This is a genomic window from Klenkia terrae (assembly GCF_900491935.1).
In the GTDB taxonomy this organism is placed as follows: Bacteria; Actinomycetota; Actinomycetes; order Mycobacteriales; family Geodermatophilaceae; genus Klenkia; species Klenkia terrae.
Genome location: NZ_UEXK01000004.1, coordinates 1716480 through 1732968, shown reverse-complemented (window position 1 = coordinate 1732968; position 16489 = coordinate 1716480). Strand labels below are relative to the sequence as shown.

The 16489-nt window shown below is 74.8% G+C and carries 15 protein-coding genes and 1 riboswitch; of the genes, 8 read left to right on the top strand and 7 right to left on the bottom strand.

Going from position 1 to position 16489, the window contains the following annotated elements:
• The first annotated feature begins 45 nt into the window (after positions 1-45).
• Complete coding sequence (locus tag LFA75_RS08960) at positions 46-1236, top strand: GAF domain-containing protein (protein WP_225233297.1); 1191 nt, start codon at positions 46-48, stop codon at positions 1234-1236.
• Here the strand turns inward: LFA75_RS08960 and LFA75_RS08955 are convergent.
• Together LFA75_RS08955 and LFA75_RS08950 are read right to left on the bottom strand one after the other, a co-directional pair.
• Positions 1193-2041, bottom strand: coding sequence for a YhjD/YihY/BrkB family envelope integrity protein (locus LFA75_RS08955; RefSeq protein WP_225233296.1), 849 nt, complete (start codon positions 2039-2041; stop codon positions 1193-1195). The genes LFA75_RS08960 and LFA75_RS08955 overlap by 44 nt on opposite strands.
• Before the next feature lie 47 nt (positions 2042-2088).
• Positions 2089-4119 (bottom strand): glycogen debranching N-terminal domain-containing protein, encoded by a 2031-nt coding sequence (locus LFA75_RS08950; RefSeq protein ID WP_225233295.1) that lies wholly within the window; start codon positions 4117-4119, stop codon positions 2089-2091.
• Positions 4120-4241: 122 nt separating this feature from the next.
• On the opposite strand from LFA75_RS08950, the gene LFA75_RS08945 reads away from it, so the two are divergent.
• The 4 genes from LFA75_RS08945 (at position 4242) to LFA75_RS08930 (ending at position 8700) form a co-directional block, all read left to right on the top strand.
• Positions 4242-5333, top strand: coding sequence for a LacI family DNA-binding transcriptional regulator (locus LFA75_RS08945; protein ID WP_225233294.1), 1092 nt, complete (start codon positions 4242-4244; stop codon positions 5331-5333).
• Positions 5334-5406: 73 nt separating this feature from the next.
• Positions 5407-6645 carry a sugar ABC transporter substrate-binding protein gene (locus LFA75_RS08940; RefSeq protein ID WP_225233293.1) on the top strand — a complete coding sequence of 413 codons (1239 nt, stop codon included), beginning with the start codon at positions 5407-5409 and terminating at the stop codon, positions 6643-6645.
• Positions 6642-7802 (top strand): carbohydrate ABC transporter permease, encoded by a 1161-nt coding sequence (locus LFA75_RS08935; protein WP_225233292.1) that lies wholly within the window; start codon positions 6642-6644, stop codon positions 7800-7802. Before LFA75_RS08940 ends, LFA75_RS08935 begins: the two co-directional genes overlap by 4 nt.
• Before the next feature lie 4 nt (positions 7803-7806).
• The gene (locus tag LFA75_RS08930; protein WP_225233291.1) at positions 7807-8700 is read left to right on the top strand and encodes a carbohydrate ABC transporter permease; all 894 of its coding nucleotides are present in this window, start codon (positions 7807-7809) and stop codon (positions 8698-8700) included.
• Here LFA75_RS08930 and LFA75_RS08925 read toward each other — a convergent pair whose 3' ends face one another.
• The 4 genes from LFA75_RS08925 to LFA75_RS08910 form a co-directional block, all read right to left on the bottom strand.
• Positions 8701-9816, bottom strand: a complete 1116-nt coding sequence (locus tag LFA75_RS08925; RefSeq protein WP_225233290.1) for an NDMA-dependent alcohol dehydrogenase — start codon at positions 9814-9816, stop codon at positions 8701-8703. It abuts the gene before it with no gap.
• Positions 9817-9836: 20 nt separating this feature from the next.
• Positions 9837-10256: a PIN-like domain-containing protein gene (locus tag LFA75_RS08920; RefSeq protein ID WP_225233289.1), complete on the bottom strand. Its 420-nt coding sequence runs from the start codon at positions 10254-10256 to the stop codon at positions 9837-9839.
• A 3-nt stretch (positions 10257-10259) separates the two neighbouring features.
• Complete coding sequence (locus LFA75_RS08915) at positions 10260-10937, bottom strand: DUF433 domain-containing protein (RefSeq protein ID WP_225233288.1); 678 nt, start codon at positions 10935-10937, stop codon at positions 10260-10262.
• Between the two features lie 63 nt (positions 10938-11000).
• Complete coding sequence (locus tag LFA75_RS08910; protein WP_225233287.1) at positions 11001-12524, bottom strand: phytoene desaturase family protein; 1524 nt, start codon at positions 12522-12524, stop codon at positions 11001-11003.
• Positions 12525-12727: 203 nt separating this feature from the next.
• Positions 12728-12885: riboswitch (cyclic di-AMP (ydaO/yuaA leader) on the top strand.
• Positions 12886-12900: 15 nt separating this feature from the next.
• Here LFA75_RS08910 and LFA75_RS08905 point away from each other — a divergent pair.
• The 3 genes from LFA75_RS08905 (at position 12901) to LFA75_RS08895 (ending at position 15795) form a co-directional block, all read left to right on the top strand.
• Positions 12901-13983: a C40 family peptidase gene (locus tag LFA75_RS08905; RefSeq protein WP_225233286.1), complete on the top strand. Its 1083-nt coding sequence runs from the start codon at positions 12901-12903 to the stop codon at positions 13981-13983.
• A 150-nt stretch (positions 13984-14133) separates the two neighbouring features.
• A complete protein-coding gene (locus tag LFA75_RS08900) occupies positions 14134-14472 on the top strand; it encodes a DUF3817 domain-containing protein (protein WP_225233285.1) in 339 nt (112 codons plus the stop codon).
• A 9-nt stretch (positions 14473-14481) separates the two neighbouring features.
• Complete coding sequence (locus LFA75_RS08895; protein ID WP_225233284.1) at positions 14482-15795, top strand: serine hydrolase domain-containing protein; 1314 nt, start codon at positions 14482-14484, stop codon at positions 15793-15795.
• Between the two features lie 166 nt (positions 15796-15961).
• Here the strand turns inward: LFA75_RS08895 and LFA75_RS08890 are convergent, their stop codons facing one another.
• Positions 15962-16480: a hypothetical protein gene (locus LFA75_RS08890; RefSeq protein WP_225233283.1), complete on the bottom strand. Its 519-nt coding sequence runs from the start codon at positions 16478-16480 to the stop codon at positions 15962-15964.
• Between the last annotated feature and the right edge of the window lie 9 nt (positions 16481-16489).

The following is a 16489-nucleotide window of genomic DNA, read 5'->3' as shown; positions in this document are numbered from 1 at the left end:
TGCGAAGGGTTGCGCTCCCGGTGGTCCAGGTCACACCCTGGTGCCGTGCCCCGCCCCCTCATCGACGCGTCGTGGCGACGGGTGGCCGCGGCGGGCGTGGACCCGGGCGGGGCCGGCGGACCGGCGGGGGTGTCGGACGCCGAGGGGTCCCGGCTGGGGTTCACCGGGCCGCTGGCGCCGGTGATCCCGGTGCTGCGGGACCGCCTGGAACCGGTCGCCCGGGCCTCCGGCCAGCTCCTGGTCGTGGCCGGCACCGACGGCACCGTGCTGTGGCAGGGCGGGGCGCCGGAGGTGCGGCGCCGCGCCGACGGGCTGGGGTTCGTCCCCGGGGCGGCCTGGGACGAGCCCACCGTGGGCACCAACGCGATCGGCACCTGCCTGGTGCTGGGGACCCCGGTCGGGGTGCACGGCGGGGAGCACTTCGTCGACGGGCACCAGCAGTGGACCTGCGCCGCCGCCCCGCTGCGCGACCCGGTCGGCGGCGCACTGCTGGGCGTGGTCGACCTGTCCGGGCCGGCGCGCACCGCCCACCCGGGGGTGCTCGCGCTGGTGTCGGCGGTCGCCGCGCTGGCCGAGCACGAGGTGCGGGCCGCGCACGACCGGTCGCTGGAGCAGCTTCGCCGGATCGCCGGTCCGCTGCTGGCCCGGGCCGAGGGACGGGCGCTGGTGCTGGCCCACGACGGCCGCACCGCGGCGGCCACCGGGTTCGCCGGTCCGGCCCGGGTGGCCCTGCCGGCCGGGCTGGACGGCGGGCACCGGCTGCTGCCGGTGCTGGGCCCGTGCCGGGTGGAGCCGCTGCCCGGCGGGTGGCTGGTCCGGCTGGACGACGACGACCTGTCCGGCGCCGACACCGCCGTGCTGCTCGACCTCGCCGGGGACCGGCCCCGGCTCCGGGTGGACGCGCCCACCGGGTCGTGGGTCGACGTCCTGGGCCCGCGGCACGCCGAGATCCTGCTCGCTCTGGCCCGCGCCCCGCAGGGGCTGACCGCCGCCGAGCTCGCCGGGGCGCTGTTCGGCGACCCGGCGCGCACGGTGACGGTGCGGGCCGAGGTGTCCCGGCTGCGCCGCGCGGTCGGGCCCCTGCTCGCGACGCAGCCCTACCGGCCGGCCGACGGCGTCACCCTGGACGTCGTCCTCCCCGGCCCGGGCAAGGTGCTGCTGCCCGGCTCGGTCGCGCCGGTCGTGCTCGCGCTCAGGGCCGCCCGCGGGCCAGCCGCTGGTCCAGCGCCTGGGTGAGCAGCCAGCCGGCGATCACCACCAGGTGCAGCAGGAACAGCCACAGCCCGAGCGCGACCACCCCGCCGACCACGTCGAGCCCGCCGAACGGGGCACCGATGGACAGCGGCAGCCGCAGGAAGAGCACGAAGCCCTGCAGGAACCCGGCCAGCGACGCCGCGGTGAAGAACGCGCCGACCAGCACCGCGCCCCAGCGCAGCATCCCGGCCGCGACGAACCGGAACCCCCACACCAGCGGCCCGACCAGGGCGAAGAGCACCGAGTAGAAGCCCAGCGCGACCCCGCCCACCCGCGCGCCGAACCCGGCCGTGGCCTGCAGGTCGGCGAGCACCGGCACCACCAGCAGCACCGGGTACAGCAGGAACGGCGAGACCAGCAGCAGCGGGACGACGGCCAGCCGGCCGCGCCAGCCGGTGTAGGTGTCCCGCTCGTCGGTGAACCGCAGCAGCGCCCGCCGCAGCCCTTCGCCGTAGAACGTCATCGGCAGCAGGGCCAGCACCCCGCCGAGCAGGGTCATCGTGGTGCCGGCCTCGGCCAGCCGGGCGAGGGCGTCCGGGGCGCCGAGCTGGTCGGGCAGCACCCCGCCGAGGAGGTCCAGCTTCCCGCGCACCCAGTCGGCACCGGCCAGCAGCGAGGTCAGCGCCAGGGCCAGCAGCAGCAGCGGGACGACGGAGATGCCGGCGTAGAAGGTCAGCCCGGCCGCGATCAGCGCGAGGTCCCGCCCGCGCAGGCCCCGCCGCACCGATCCCATGAGGAAACGGGCCTCCGACCGCCATCGGGCGTGCCAGGACGGGCGGACGGTCATCGCCCCAACTCCACCACCCGCGGGGCCGCGGCGCCCGGCGAGCCTGGTCAGCCGACGGCGACCTCCCCGGAGAAGCCAGTCACCTCGACAGCGCCGTCGGCAGACACGGTCACCGTGACGTCGTCGGACCCGATCCGCAGGCCCTCGACCCGGACCGCGCCCAGCGGTGCCGGCTGCAGCGGCCGGACGACGAGCCGGCCGGCCGGGACGTCGGGCCGCAGCCCCAGCACGGCGGTCAGCACGGCGACCGCGGCGGCCGCCGACCAGGCCTGCGGCCGGCAGGAGGCCGGGTAGGCCAGCGCTCGCCGGACGACGTCCGAGCCGTCGCCGGCGAACAGCTCGGGCAGCCGCCAGGCGAAGGACTCCCCGGCCGCCAGCACCCCGCGGGCCAGCGACCCGGCGACCGCGTCGTGCCCGTCGCGGGCCAGCCCGGTGAGCGTGATCGCGGTGTCGTGCGGCCAGACCGACCCGCAGTGGTAGGTCAGCGGGCCGTAGCCGCCGGCGGTGGTGGCCATCGTGCGCAACCCGAACCCGGAGTCCATCGCCGGCGACCCGAGCCGGGCGGCCACCTCGGCGGACTCCCCGGCGGTGAGCAGCCCGGTGCCCAGCAGGTGGCCGATGTTCGAGGTCGGGGCGTCCACCGGGGTCTTGGCGCCGTCCAGCGCGATCGCCGGGTAGCGGCCCTCGGCGTCGGCGACCCAGAAGGCGCCGCGGAAGCACTCGGCCAGGTCGGCGGCCCAGGCTCGCCAGCGGTCGGCGCCGGGCCGGCCGAACGCCTCCAGCAGGTGCGCACCGGCCAGGGCCGCCTCGTGCGCGTAGGCCTGCGCCTCGCACAGCGCGATCGGTCCCTCGGCGATCGTGCCGTCGGCGAAGCGGACGGAGTCCGCGCTGTCCTTCCAGCCCTGGTTGGCCAGCCCGGCGCCCGAGCGGTCCAGGTACTCCAGGAACCCGTCGCCGTCGGGGTCGCCGTCGGTGGCCAGCCACCCCAGCGCCCGCTCGAGCGGGTCCAGCAGCTCGGTGACCACGGCCGGGTCCAGGCCCCAGCGCCAGGCGTCGTGCAGCAGGCAGACCCACAGCGGGGTGGCGTCGACGGTGCCGAAGTAGACCGGCGGCAGGAACGGGGTCGTGCCCTCCTCGGCCACCGGGGGACGGCGGATCTCGTGCAGGATCTTGCCCGGCTCCTCGCCGGTGGCGTCGTCCCGGCGGGTGCCCTGCCGGGCGGCCAGGGTGCGCAGCGTGCCGGCCGCCAGCTCGGTGCCCAGCGGCAGCAGCAAGCGCGCCGTCCAGAGGCTGTCCCGGCCGAAGAGGGTCAGGTACCAGGGGGCCCCGGCGGCGGCGAAGACGTCGTCCGGGTCGCTCGTGGTGGTCATCCGCAGCCCGGCCAGGTCCTCCAGGGACTGCTCGACGAGCGCGGCCAGCCGGGAGTCGTCGGCGGTGACCCGCGGGGTGGACCAGCTGGCCGCGGTGCGCGGGGCCGTGGTCACCCCGCCGGGGTCGGTGACGGTCGCCGACCAGGTCAGCTCCACGGCGTCCCGCGGCGGGACGACGACCGACCAGCGCAGCCGGCCCACCTCGCCGTCCACCTGGAGGCCGGGCACCGCGACGGTGACCCCGCGGCCGGACCACCCGTCGCCGTCCGGGCGCAGCAGGGGGCGCAGGTGGCCGCTCTTGACCTCCTCCACGGTGGCCAGGTCGGTGGCCAGGGTCAGCACCACCTCGGCGGTCACCGGTGCGGCGGCGGTGGAGACCAGCCGCAGCGTCTCGGTGAGCCCGTCGGCGGTGAGCGTGCGCACGGTCTCCAGCCGGACCGTCGGGTCCGGGCCGGGGTCGCCCAGCCCGCGGACGACGGCCACGTGCGTGCTGGTGCCCGGACCGGTGCTGCCCCCGCCGATGCCGTCGGGACGACGACCGGCCACGGTCACCCCGACCACCGACAGCGCCCGGACGTCGCCGCAGAACACCCCCTCGGCGCCCTGCCCGCGCACCGCGCCGTCCCGCGCCGACAGCACGGTGACCGGGGCCCGCAGGCAGACGTCGAGCTCGTGGACGGTCGGCTGCAGGCCCGCGTCGCTCGTCATTCGACCGATCCAACCCGAACCCGGCCGGATCGCACAAGCTGCACCGAGCTCGCACTTGACAGCCACCCTGCACCCGGCGCACTGTGCCTCCGATCACTTGGATCGGTCCAAAGGAGACAGCGATGCACCCCGACGACGGCGTCGAGCGGCCCACGCTCGCCAGCGTCGCTGCGCTCGCCCAGGTCTCCAAGCAGACCGTGAGCAACGTGCTCAACGCACCGCACCTGGTCAGCGGGGCCACCCTGGACCGGGTCCGGGCGGTCATCGACGAGGTCGGCTACCGCCCGCTGCGGGCCGCCCAGCAGATGCGCAGCCACCGGTCGCAGCTCATCGCCATGCGCATCGAGCCGGTCCGCGAGGCCTTCGGCGGCAGCGTGCTCGACCAGTTCCTGCACGCGCTGACCCGCAGCGCCGAGGAGTCCGGCCAGCGGCTGGTGCTCTTCACCGCCGACGACGCCGAGGCCGAGGTGGGCGCCTACGACGAGCTCGTCGCCTCCTTCGCCGTCGACGCGTTCGTGCTGACCGGCACCTCCCACGGCGACCCGCGCACCGCCTGGCTGCGCCGCCGCCGGCTGCCGGTGGCCAGCTTCGGCCGGCCCTGGGACGACCCGGACGGGCGCAGCTGGGTCGACGTCGACGGCGCGGCGGGCACCCGCGCGGCCGTCGAGCACCTGGTCGCCCAGGGGCACACCCGGATCGCCTGGCTCGGCTGGCCGGCCGGCTCGGGCACCGGCGACGACCGGCGGGCCGGCTGGGTGGACGCCATGTCCTCGGCCGGCCTGCCCGTCGCCGGCCTGGAGGCCGGGCTCCCCGACGATCTCGCCGTCGCCCAGGCCACCGCCCTCGGCCTGCTCGCCGCGCGCGGGGTGACCGCCCTGGTCTGCGCCAGCGACTCCCTCGCCCTCGGCGCGCTGGGCGCCGTCCAGGAGCTCGGCCGCCGACCCGGCCGGGACGTCGCCGTCGTGGGCTTCGACGACAGCCCGGTCGCCGCCGCCCTGGGGCTCACCTCGGTCGCCCAGCCGGTCGTCGCGGCCGCCGCGGCCTGCATCGAGCTGCTCCGCGGCCAGCTGGACCCCGGCCCGCCCGGCTCCCCGGCCGCCGACCAGCCGGTGCTGCTGCCGCCGCGGCTGGTCGTCCGGGCCAGCTCGCAGCGCGGTGACGACGCCGCGCCGTCCGCGGCGAGCCTGCCGTTCCCGCCGTCCGGCACCCACTGACCACCCGACCCACCCCGCACCACCCGGCCGACGGCACCGACGCCGACGGCCGACCGCAGAGGAGGAACCCCGAGTGAGACACCCCATCCGCCGGTCCGCGCAGGCCGCCGTCGCCGTCGCCGCGCTGTCCCTGGCCGCCGCCTGCGGTGGTGGCTTCGACGACGGCGCCGAGCAGCAGGAGTCGGGCAGCGCCTCGCTCACCATGCTCATCGCCAGCTCCGGCGACGCCGAGACCCAGGCCGTGCAGTCCCAGGTCGACGCCTACGAGGAGGAGTCGGGCAACACCGTCGACGTCCAGGTCGCCGCCGACCTCTCCCAGGAGCTGGCCCAGGGCTTCGCCGGCGGCAACCCGCCCGACGTCTTCTACCTCGACGCCAGCCGGCTGGCCGACCAGGCCGACGCCGGCAACCTGTTCCCCTACCTGGACCAGGTCGACGACCTCGACGACTTCTACCCGAACCTGGTCGACGCGTTCACCTACCAGGACACGCAGTACTGCCTGCCCAAGGACTTCTCCACCCTGGCGCTGGAGATCAACGACGCCGCCTGGTCGGCCGCCGGCCTGACCGAGGCCGACTACCCGACCACGTGGGAGCAGCTGGCGACGGTCGCCCAGCGGCTGACCACCGGCGAGCAGACCGGCCTGGTCGTCAACGCCACCCGGGACCGGGTCGGTGCGTTCATGGTCGAGGGCGGCGGCTGGTTCCTGTCGGAGGACGGCGGCGAGGTCACCGCGGACAGCCCGGAGAACCTCGAGGCGCTGCAGTACCTGCAGACCAACCTGCAGGCCGGCAGCTTCAGCTTCCCGGGTGACGTCGACGCCGGGGACGGCGTGGAGGCCCTGGGCACCGGCAAGGCCGCGATGACCATCGAGGGCAATTGGCTGGTCGGCGGCATGGCCAACGACTACCCGGACGTCGGCTACACCGTCGTCCCGCTGCCTGAGGGCCCCGGCGGCTCGGGCACGCTGTCGTTCACCAACTGCCTGGCCGTGGCCGCCGACAGCGACGCGCAGGACGCCGCGGTCGACCTGGCCACCTACCTGACCGGCGCCGACGCGATGACCCCGCTGACCCAGGACACCGGTGTGCTCCCCTCGCGCCAGTCCCTGGCCGACGCCTACCTGCAGCAGTTCCCCGAGCGGGAGGCCTACATCGCGGGTGCCGACTACGCGCAGGGGCCGGTCAACGCACCGGGCGTCGAGCCGGTGCTGCAGGACTTCGACAGCCAGCTGGGGGCGATCGAGACCGGTGACCCGGCCGAGATCCTGCAGTCCACCCAGACCAACCTCGAGCAGGCGATCGGCGGATGACCGCGGCCCCGGCTCCCGCAGGGGCCCTGGCGACCGCCTCCCCGCGGGGGTCGGGGCGCAGCTCGTCCCGGGCCGGGCAGGGGCGGGCCGGCTGGTCCTTCGCCGCCCCGCAGCTCGTGCTGATCGGGCTCTTCGTGTTGATCCCGATCCTCATGGCGTTCTGGGTCAGCCTCACCGACTGGCGCGGGCGGGGATCGCCGTTCACCGGCCAGGTCGGCTTCGTCGGGTTCGACAACTACGCCGCGATCCTGACCGAGCCGGGCCTGGCCCGGCAGGACTTCATGACCGCCCTGCGCAACAACGCCTGGTACGTCCTGCTGGTGGTCCCGCTGCAGACGGCGATCGCGCTCGGCCTGGCGCTGGTGCTCAACTCGAAGATCCGGGCCAAGGGCTTCTTCCGGACGGCGTTCTACTTCCCGACCGTCACCAGCTCGGTGGCGATCAGCCTGGTGTTCATCTTCCTGTTCACCGGCGGCGGGGCGGTCAACGGCCTGCTCGGCCTGGTCGGCATCGACGGGCCCAACTGGTTCAGCGACTCCCGCGGCCTGCTGCACCTGATCGGCGACGGCCTCGGGTTCTGGGACGCCGACTCCCCGCCGGCCGCGCTGACCGATGGCGGCCCGCTCGGGCTGTCCTGGTGGGACTGGCTGTCCGGGCCGTCGATCGCGCTGGCCGCGCTGATCTTGCTGGTGGTCTGGACGTCGGCCGGTGGCTACATGCTGATGTTCCTGGCCGCGCTGCAGGACGTGCCCAACGACGTCCGCGAGGCGGCGGTGATGGACGGCGCCAACTCCTGGCAGCGGTTCCGCGCGGTCACGCTGCCGGCGCTGCGGCCGACCTTGTTCCTCGTCATCACCCTGGGCCTGATCGGCACCTGGCAGGTGTTCGACCAGGTCTACCTGATCAGCCAGGGCAACCCGGCCAAGACCACGCTCACCCCGGCGTTCCTCAGCTACACCTCGGCGTTCGTCAGCGGCCAGTGGGGCCGCGCGGCCGCGATGTCGTTCGTGCTGTTCGCGATCATCATCGTGCTCACCTCGGTGCAGCGGTTCCTCATGCGCGACAAGGACGCCGCCGCCGAGAAGAAGGCGCTCAAGGCCACCCAGCGGGCCCGGGCGGCGTCGTCCAAGACCACCTTCTTCCAGGCCGGACGGTGACCGCGTGACCACCACCCTCGAGACCCCCGTCGACGACGCCCCAGCGCCGGAGGCACCCCGCCGCCGGCTGCCCGGCCGGCAGGTGGGCCGCTTCCTGGCCTACGTCGTGCTGGTCTTCTTCTCCGTCGTCTACCTGTACCCGTTCCTCATCCAGGTCGTGACGTCGTTCAAGACCAACGGCGACGCCACGAACAACCCGCTGGCGCTCCTGCCCGACCCGCTCACCGCGGCCGCGTTCGGCCGGCTGTTCGACACCGACTTCGGGCTGTGGGCGTTCAACTCGGTCTGGGTGTCGGTGCTGGTCACCGGCCTGCGGGTGTTCCTGGACTCCCTCGCCGGCTACGCGCTGGCCCGGTTGCACTTCCGCGGCCGGTCGGCGGTGTTCAGCGCCGTCCTGGCGGTCATGGCGGTGCCCGGCGTCGTCCTGCTGATCCCGAAGTTCCTGGTGCTCAACCAGCTCGGCATCTACGACACCCCGGTGGCGCTGTTCCTGCCGCTGGTCGCCGACGCCGCGGGCATCTTCATCATGAAGCAGTTCTTCGAGTCGGTCCCGGCCTCGATCGAGGAGGCGGCGCGGATCGACGGCGCCGGCACCTTCCGGGTGTTCTGGTCGGTCGTGCTGCCGATGGCCCGCCCGGCGCTGATCACGCTGACCATCCTCAGCTTCCAGGCGTCGTGGAACGAGCTGCCGCACTTCATCGTGGCGTCCCAGGACCGGGACCTCTACACGCTGACCAAGGGCGTGGCGACGCTGACGACCGGCCAGCTGGGCTCGGGCAACCAGTTCCCGCTCACCCTGGGTGCCGCGCTGCTGATGACCATCCCGGTGGCCGTCGTCTTCTTCGTCTTCCAGCGCTACTTCGTCGGCGGGGCCAACGAGGGGGCGGTCAAGGGCTGATCAGTCCGCGTGCACCAGCAGGCCGCGGATGGTCTCGCCGGCGGCCTGGTCGGCGAAGCCCTGCTCGAGCTGGTCCAGGGCGTACCGGCGGGTGACCAGCCGGTCCAGCTCGAGCTTCCCCTCGCTGGCCAGCCGCAGCAGCATCGGGACGTCGCGGTGGGCGTTGCAGCTGCCGAACAGCGCGCCCTGGATGCGGTGCTCGTAGACGGTGAGCCCGTTGCCCTGCAGCGACACCGTGACGTCGGAGCCGATGTCGGCCAGCGCCGTCAGCACCAGCGTTCCGCCCTTGCCCAGGCAGCGGGCGGCCTGGCGGGTGCCCTCGGCGGCGGTGGCCCCGACCGCGAGGACGACGACGTCGGCGCCGTTGCCCCGGGTCAGCTCGCGGGCGAGCATCGCCGCGCTCCGGGTGTCCTCGACGGCGTGCGTGGCGCCGACGGACTCGGCGAACTCCCGGCGGAACGCGACCGGGTCGACGGCGACGATGTTCGACGCCCCGGCGTGGACGGCGCCCTGCACCGCGTTGGCGCCCACCCCGCCGCAGCCGACGACGACGACGGTGTCCCCGGGGCGGGTGCCGCCGGCGTAGACCGCCGAGCCCCACCCGGTGGGCACGCTGCAGGCCATCAGCGCCGCGGTGTCCAGCGGCAGCCACGGGTCGATCCGGATGCAGGAGGCCTCGCTGAGCAGCGAGTGCCGGGCGAACGCGCCGACCATGCAGAACCCGCCCAGCGGCTCGCCGTCCAGCCGGAACGGCCAGGTGCCGGTGGGCAGCTGACCGGTGGCGATGGTGGCGCCCAGGTCGCACAGGTTGGACCGGCCCGACGCGCACCACCGGCAGGTGCCGCAGGCGGGCAGGAAGCTGGCCACCACGTGGTCGCCCGGGGCGACCCGGCGCACGCCCGGCCCGACGGCCAGGACGACGCCCGAGCCCTCGTGGCCGCCGACGATCGGGTACTTCCCGCCGGCGTTGGAGTGCCGCAGGTGCTCGTCGGAGTGGCAGAGCCCGGCGTAGGCCATCTCGACCAGCACCTCACCGGGGCCGGGGTCGCCGACCTCCAGCGTCACCAGTTCGTACCGGCCACCCTCGCCGCGCAGCACCGCGCCGGTCGTCTCCACCCCCGCTGTCTAGCAGGTGGTCAGTTGTCGGGCAGGTCGATCGGCCGGAGGTCGCGTTCGCTCATCGTCAGCGCCCATGGACCAGGGCCTCGCTTGACCATCTCCCGTCGCAGACGGGTCTCGTGTCGCAGGAACAGTGCCGCCTGTTCGCTGGGTCGTCGATCGGTCTTCCCGGCGAGGAACACCACGCGCAGGCCTTGAGACCGGTACTCGGTCAACTCCGCCGGCCGGGTCCGGATGCGTCTGTCGCGGGTGAGGACGACGAGGTCGTGGCGTGCGATGGTCGCCATCCATTCGAGGTCCGGGCAACCGAGAGGTACGTCGGGCAGCAGGACGTGGCCCGGGTGCACGACGTCGTCCCGGCCCTCCTTCAAGAGGCAACGGGCCATGCCGAGGCAGTTCTCGTCGGCGAAGAACGTGACCCCCGCCAGCGCGGCCACCGGTCAGGCGGCGTCGCGGGCGGCGATCAGCTCGAATCGAATCGCTTGATCCACCAAGGTCGGCGTCAAGTCGTACAGCTCGACCAGTTCGTCCCTCTCGCTGCCGGCGCGGAAGTCCTCGGCGATGGCGTCGGTACGGATTCCTCGGACAGTCGGCTGCCCGAAGGACCGGGCGGGGTCCATGGTCACGTCAGGTGTCGCTGCGGAAGGCCGGATGAGTGCGACGGCGTCGTCCTCGTAGTGCACCGAGTGCTGGAACCGCTCCGCAGCGGCCGACAGGACCACCTGACCGTTGCGAACGACCACGAGACTCAGGTCGGGGTCCAGCTCGAGTCGATCCTGCATGCGGCGGACGAGCTCTCGGTTGTCGACGGTCAGGAAGGGGCGCGCATGGGCCAGGGGGTAACGCCCGAACTCGTCGCGCAGGGCAGCGACCGCCGGACGCATCCTCTGCATGGACACCTTGCGGGAACGGAACTCGGCGAGCAGGCGGGCCTCGACGAGCTCACCCCAGGTGACGGCCGCCGAACCGTCGGAGTGCTCGCGGAGAACGGGTTCGTAGCGGGACCCTGAGCGCTCGTACCCGTCGAGCCAACGACGGGCGGTGCCAGCGGGCAGGCCGACGAGGCGGTCCACATCCCCGAAGGAGTAGATGGCCCGGTCGAGCATGGACACCGTCACCTCCGGATCATCCCATCCCTGAGCCCGGCGGGCGTCACGGTTGTGGACGGGATGTCCGGTGGGTCACCCCAACAGGTGGCGGGCGGCCGCGTAGCCGCCCAGGCCGCTGACGGCACCGCCGCGGACCGTGCCGCCGCTGGACGCCGCCACCACGCGCGGGTGGGCGGTGGCCGCGCCCCAGGTGCCCGCCGGCTGCGCCTCGGTCGCCACCGGCCAGGCCAGGTCGCCGTGGAAGATGTGCCCGCCCGGCATGGCGAGCGAGGCCTCGACGTCCAGCGGGGATGACGCCTGCAGGCACGGGCGGCCCTCCCCGTCGGTGGCCAGGCAGTCGGCCAGCGGCTCCTCGAGCTGGGCGTCCAGCTGGGCCACCACACGGCGGACCGCCTCCTCGCGGGTGCCGACCGGGTCGGCGGTGAACAGGTCGGCCGGGGTGTGCAGCCCGAACAGGGTCAGCGTGTGCAGCCCGGTGTCCCCGACGATCGAGGGGTCGGTGAGGGAGTGGCAGTACACCTCGAACGGGATGACGTCGGGCAGCCGGCCGGCCGAGGACTGCGCCCAGGCGGCGTCGATCTGCGAGGCGGCCTCGTCGACGTGGCAGGTGCCGCCGAACGCGACCGCCGGGTCCAGGCCCGACCGGGTGCGGGGCAGCCGGGTCAGCACCATGTTCACCTTGAGCTGGGCGCCCACCGGCCGGGGGCCCGGCGCCGCCCCGGTCAGCTCGTCGAGCACGGCCGGCGCGCAGCCGGCGACCACGTGGCCGGCGTCCACCGCGTGCGTCGTCCCGTCGTCGTCGGTCCAGTGCACCGTGACGCCGTCGTCGCGGGTCTCGACCGCGGTCACCGTCGCCCGGGTGCGGAGCTCGGCGCCGCCCCGGCGGGCGGCGTCGGCCATCGCGCCGCTGACCGCCCCCATGCCGCCGACCGGCACCCGCCAGAGGCCCGTGCCGTTGCCGACCAGGTGGTACAGGAAGCAGCGGCCGGCCAGCCCGTCGGCGGCGTGCACGTCGGCGGAGGTGCCGATCAGCCCGTCCGTGAGCGCGATCCCGCGGGCGACGTCGGAGTCCAGGTGGTCGGCGACCACGTCGGCCAGCGGGCGCTCGAGCAGGTCGCGGTACAGCTGCCGGTCGCGCAGCCGACGCTCCAGCTCGGCGGTGGTCGGCAACGGCTCGACCAGCGTGGGGGAGAGGTCCTCGGCCAGGGTGGCCAGCCGGTCGTAGAAGCGCTGCCAGCCGGCCCACTCGGCGTCGGACCCGGTGAGGTCGCGGAACGACTGCGCGGTGACCGGGCCGGGGTCGCGCTCCACGACCGGTGCACGGTCGCCGAGCAGGGTGGCCGAGCTGACCGCCCGGTCGGCCAGCCGGACGTCGAGGTCCAGGTCGGCCACGACCCGGTCGGGCAGCAGGCTGACCAGGTAGGAGTAGGCCGACAACCGGACGTCGACGCCGGGGAAGACCTGCTCGCTCACCGCCGCCCCGCCCAGGCCGGCCCGGCGCTCCAGGACCAGCACCGACCGGCCGGCCCGGGCCAGGTACGCCGCCGCGACCAGACCGTTGTGACCGCCGCCCACCACCACCACGTCGAAGCGCATCCCGGCATGGTGACCGACCGGCGGGGTCGCAGTCGTCCGCTCACGCGTTGTGAGCGTGCTCATGGCGTGTTCCGGGCGCAGACGTGGAGAAGTCCACAATCGCGGGGGCCTCACTTGTCACGAGTCGGCAACCCCCTTACCGTCGCCACGTCCGGACGGATCGTTCCGCCACCTCTCCCTGGTGGCACCGGCCGGACGCCGCCGAACCACAGCCGCCCCTCCAGCACCACCGGGGCGGACGTGGACCGGGGACCCACCGCAGCACTGGGGTGAAGCACGACGACCACCCAGGTCGACGTGCCGGGCGAACTTCCCGTCCGAATCCGTCAGCTAACTCGGTAGGCGGCTCGTTGGAAGAAGGGACCACCCGCCGCACATGGCGAGTACCAGCTTGTCCGCGCGTCGCCCTGCCCTCCGCGGGCGCCGCGCCGTCATCACCCTCTTCGCCGCCGCCGGGGTCCTGCTGACCGCCAGCCCCGCCGTGGCCGCCCCCGGCGACACCGCCGAGCCGACGACCTCGGCCGAGGCCGCGCAGCTGATCGTCGACCGGGGCCAGCAGCTCGAGGTCCTCACCGAGCAGTTCAACGACGCCCGCGTCGCGCTGGACACCGACCAGGCCGCCGCCGACCAGGCCGCCGCCACCGCGCAGGCCGCCCAGGCCGCCCTCGAGGCCGCCCGCGGCTCGGTCACCGACGTCGCCCGCACCGCCTACCAGGGCGGCAGCCAGCTCACCTCGCTGCAGGCGCTGCTCACCTCCACCTCGGCCGGTGAGTTCGTCGAGCAGACCGCGACACTGGACCTGCTCTCCCAGCACAACACCGACGTGCTCAGCGAGGCGCAGCAGGCCGACGAGGCCGCCGCCGCCGCGCAGCAGCAGGCCGAGCAGACCACTGCGCAGGCCCAGGCCCAGCTGGACGCGGTCACCGCGCAGCAGGCCGACCTGAACGCCCAGATCGCGGACTACCAGGCGCAGTACGACGCGCTGACCGCCGCCGAGCGCGCCGCCGTCGCCGCCGCGGGTGACACCGCGCCCGCCGCCAGCAGCTCCAGTGGCTCCAGCAGTGCCCCCACCAGCCCGGTGGGCTCCGTGGTCGCGAACTCCGCGGCTGCGCAGACCGCCGTCGACACGGCACTGGCCCAGGTGGGTGACCCGTACGTGTGGGCCGCTGCCGGGCCCGACAGCTTCGACTGCTCGGGGCTGGTGCAGTACGCCTACGCCGCTGCCGGCATCGCCGCTCCGCACTCGAGCAAGGCGCAGGCCGTGATGGGGCAGTCGGTCTCCCGCGGCGAGCTGCAGCCTGGTGACCTGGTGGCGTTCTACTCCCCGGTCAGCCACATCGGCATCTACATCGGCAACGGCATGATGGTGCACGCCCCGACGTCCGGTGACGTGGTCAAGGTGTCGAGCATCGACGCGATGGGCTCCTCGCCCACGGCGTACCGCCGCCTCGCCGGCTGAGCCACCCCGCAGCAGCACGGAGCCCCGGTCACCTCGGTGACCGGGGCTCCGTCGTGTCCGGGGCCGTGTGCGGGGGTCCGGTGCGGGGGTCTGGTGCGGGGTCCGTCACACCCGGGGACGCCGGCCGGGCCCGCCTCGTTGGGACAGGTCGTGGCCGCCCTCCTCGCACCCCGGACCGTCGCCCGTGCCTTCCGCGTCGTCGCCCTCGCCGAGGCGGTGAGCTGGGCGCTGCTGCTGGCCGGCATGTTCGTGAAGTGGGTGCTGGGCACGTCGGAGGTCGGTGTCCAGGTCGCCGGGCCGATCCACGGGGCGGTGTTCGTGGTCTACGTGGTGCTCGCGCTGGTCGCCTGGCGCGTGCTGCGGTGGGACCTGCCGACCGTCGTCCTGGCCCTGGTCTCCTCGGTGCCGCCGTTCATGACCGTGTGGTTCGAGCGGCGGGCCGTCCGCGACGGTCGGCTGCCGGTGGGCGCACCGGTCACCACCACCTAGCCTGCGGGGATGGTCGAGCCCACCACCGCACGCACCCTGCTGGCCCGCACCGCCCAGGTGCAGCGCGACGGCCGGGCGCCCAGCCTGGTGGCCGGCGTCGTCCGGGACGGCGGGCTGGCCTGGTCGGCCGGGCGCGGGGACGTCGCCGACCCGCACATCGACGTGCAGTACCGGCTGGGCTCGATCAGCAAGAGCATCACCGCGGTGGTCGTGATGCGGCTGCGCGACGAGGGCCGGCTGGGCCTGGACGACCCGCTGGACCGGCACGTCCCCGGCACCCCGCTGGGCAACCGCACCGTGGGCCAGCTGCTCTCGCACCTGGCCGGCGCCTCCAGCGAGAGCCCGGGCGGCTGGTGGGAGCGGGTGCCCGGCGGGTCGCTGGCCGACCTGCAGCTGGGCCCCGAGCACGTCGTCCTCGGGGCCGCGCGCCGGTTCCACTACTCCAACCTCGGCTTCGGCCTGCTCGGCGAGCTGGTCGCCCGGCACCGCGGCCGGCCGTGGGTCGAGGCGGTCACCGCCGAGGTGCTCGCACCGCTGGGCATGACCCGGACGACGCCTCGCCCGTCCGGTGCCGCCGCGCAGGGCACCGCCGTCCACCCGTGGGCCGACGTCGTCCTGCCCGAGCCCGAGCACGACGCCGGGGTGATGGACGCGGCCGGCCAGCTGTGGGCGACGCTGACCGACCTGGGCCGGTTCGCCGCCTTCCTGCTGGGCGACACCGGCGACGTGCTCGCCCCCGGCACGCTGGCGGAGATGACCGTGCCCGCCGGGGTGGACTTCTCCGCGCCCGGCTGGTCGGCCTACGGGCTCGGTCTGCAGGTGGTGCGGGTCGAGGGCACCACGCTGGTCGGGCACGGCGGGTCGATGCCGGGCTTCCTGGCCGGGGTGTTCGTCGACCGGTCCGAGGCGGCCGGCGCGGTGATGCTGGCCAACACCACCAGCGGCCTGGACCCACTCGTGCCCGGTCTGCTGGCCGACCTCAAGGCCGCCGAGCCGTACGTCGGGCCTGCGTGGACGCCGTCCCCGCCGCCGGTGCCGCTGGACGTCCTCGGCGTCTGGTTCTGGGGCCCGGCGCCGCACGTGCTGCGCGCGCAGGCCGGCGGCCTGCTGCACCTGGGTCCGCTGCCCGGCCGCGGCGGACGGGCCAGCCGGTTCACCCGGCGGGCCGACGGCAGCTGGGTCGGGCTGGACGGCTACTACGCCGGCGAGACGCTGCGGATCGCCGACGACCACCTGGACCTGGCCACGTTCGTCTTCACCCGGCAGCCCTACGACCCCGCCGCCCCGGTCCCCGGCGGCGTCGACCCCGCCGGCTGGCGCTGACCCCTGCGGCGTGGATCAGCTGGGTCCACCGACGTGCGTCCTGGCTCACCGACGCCGGTGAGCCAGGACGGCCGTTGCTGAACCCGGGGGCCAGCGCACCGAGTGACAGCTCAGCGCGGTCTCGAGGGCGCCGGAACCACCCTCAGCTGTCACTCGAGGCCGGCGGTCAGGCGCGGTCGAGGGCGGCCAGGGTGGCGTGGGTGGCGAAGCCGTAGGCCAGGTGCGGGACGACGTCGGCGGCCCAGTCGGTGGCCGACCAGGTCCGCGGATCGCTGATGCCCAGCGCGGCCATCGGGCCGTTCGCGCCGACCAGTGCCCCGACGGTGGCCACCAGGCCGCCGACGACGGGGTTCGGCCGGAAGCCCGCCGCGCGGGCCAACCCGGCGAGCACGCCGACCCCCACGCCCGCGGCGATCCCGGTGAGCGGGCCCAGGCCGGAGACCCGGTTGTCCCGGGTCTCGCCCTCGCCGGGGATCCCGACGTGGGCCTTGTCCGCGAGCGCCTCGACGGTCTGCTCCGGGGTGCTGCTGGTGCCGCGGCCGCGCAGCACCATGTCCAGGTAGGTGACGGTGTTCAGCACCGTCGTCCCGGCCGCGCCGGCAGCCGCGCCGCGGACCAACCACCCACCGGTGGAGATGCCGCGCCTGCCCTTGCCGATCGCACCGAAAGGGGTCTTCTTCGCCATGCCGGGCGG

What these genes read in the sequence shown, in the direction of transcription:
- LFA75_RS08950 (WP_225233295.1), bottom strand. Translation starts at nt 4,119, where the DNA reads ATGACGAGCGACGCGGGCCTGCAGCCGACCGTCCACGAGCTCGACGTC.
- LFA75_RS08895 (WP_225233284.1), top strand. Translation starts at nt 14,482, where the DNA reads ATGGTCGAGCCCACCACCGCACGCACCCTGCTGGCCCGCACCGCCCAG.
- LFA75_RS08905 (WP_225233286.1), top strand. Translation starts at nt 12,901, where the DNA reads ATGGCGAGTACCAGCTTGTCCGCGCGTCGCCCTGCCCTCCGCGGGCGC.
- LFA75_RS08955 (WP_225233296.1), bottom strand. Translation starts at nt 2,041, where the DNA reads ATGACCGTCCGCCCGTCCTGGCACGCCCGATGGCGGTCGGAGGCCCGT.
- LFA75_RS08935 (WP_225233292.1), top strand. Translation starts at nt 6,642, where the DNA reads ATGACCGCGGCCCCGGCTCCCGCAGGGGCCCTGGCGACCGCCTCCCCG.
- LFA75_RS08890 (WP_225233283.1), bottom strand. Translation starts at nt 16,480, where the DNA reads ATGGCGAAGAAGACCCCTTTCGGTGCGATCGGCAAGGGCAGGCGCGGC.
- LFA75_RS08945 (WP_225233294.1), top strand. Translation starts at nt 4,242, where the DNA reads ATGCACCCCGACGACGGCGTCGAGCGGCCCACGCTCGCCAGCGTCGCT.
- LFA75_RS08910 (WP_225233287.1), bottom strand. Translation starts at nt 12,524, where the DNA reads ATGCGCTTCGACGTGGTGGTGGTGGGCGGCGGTCACAACGGTCTGGTC.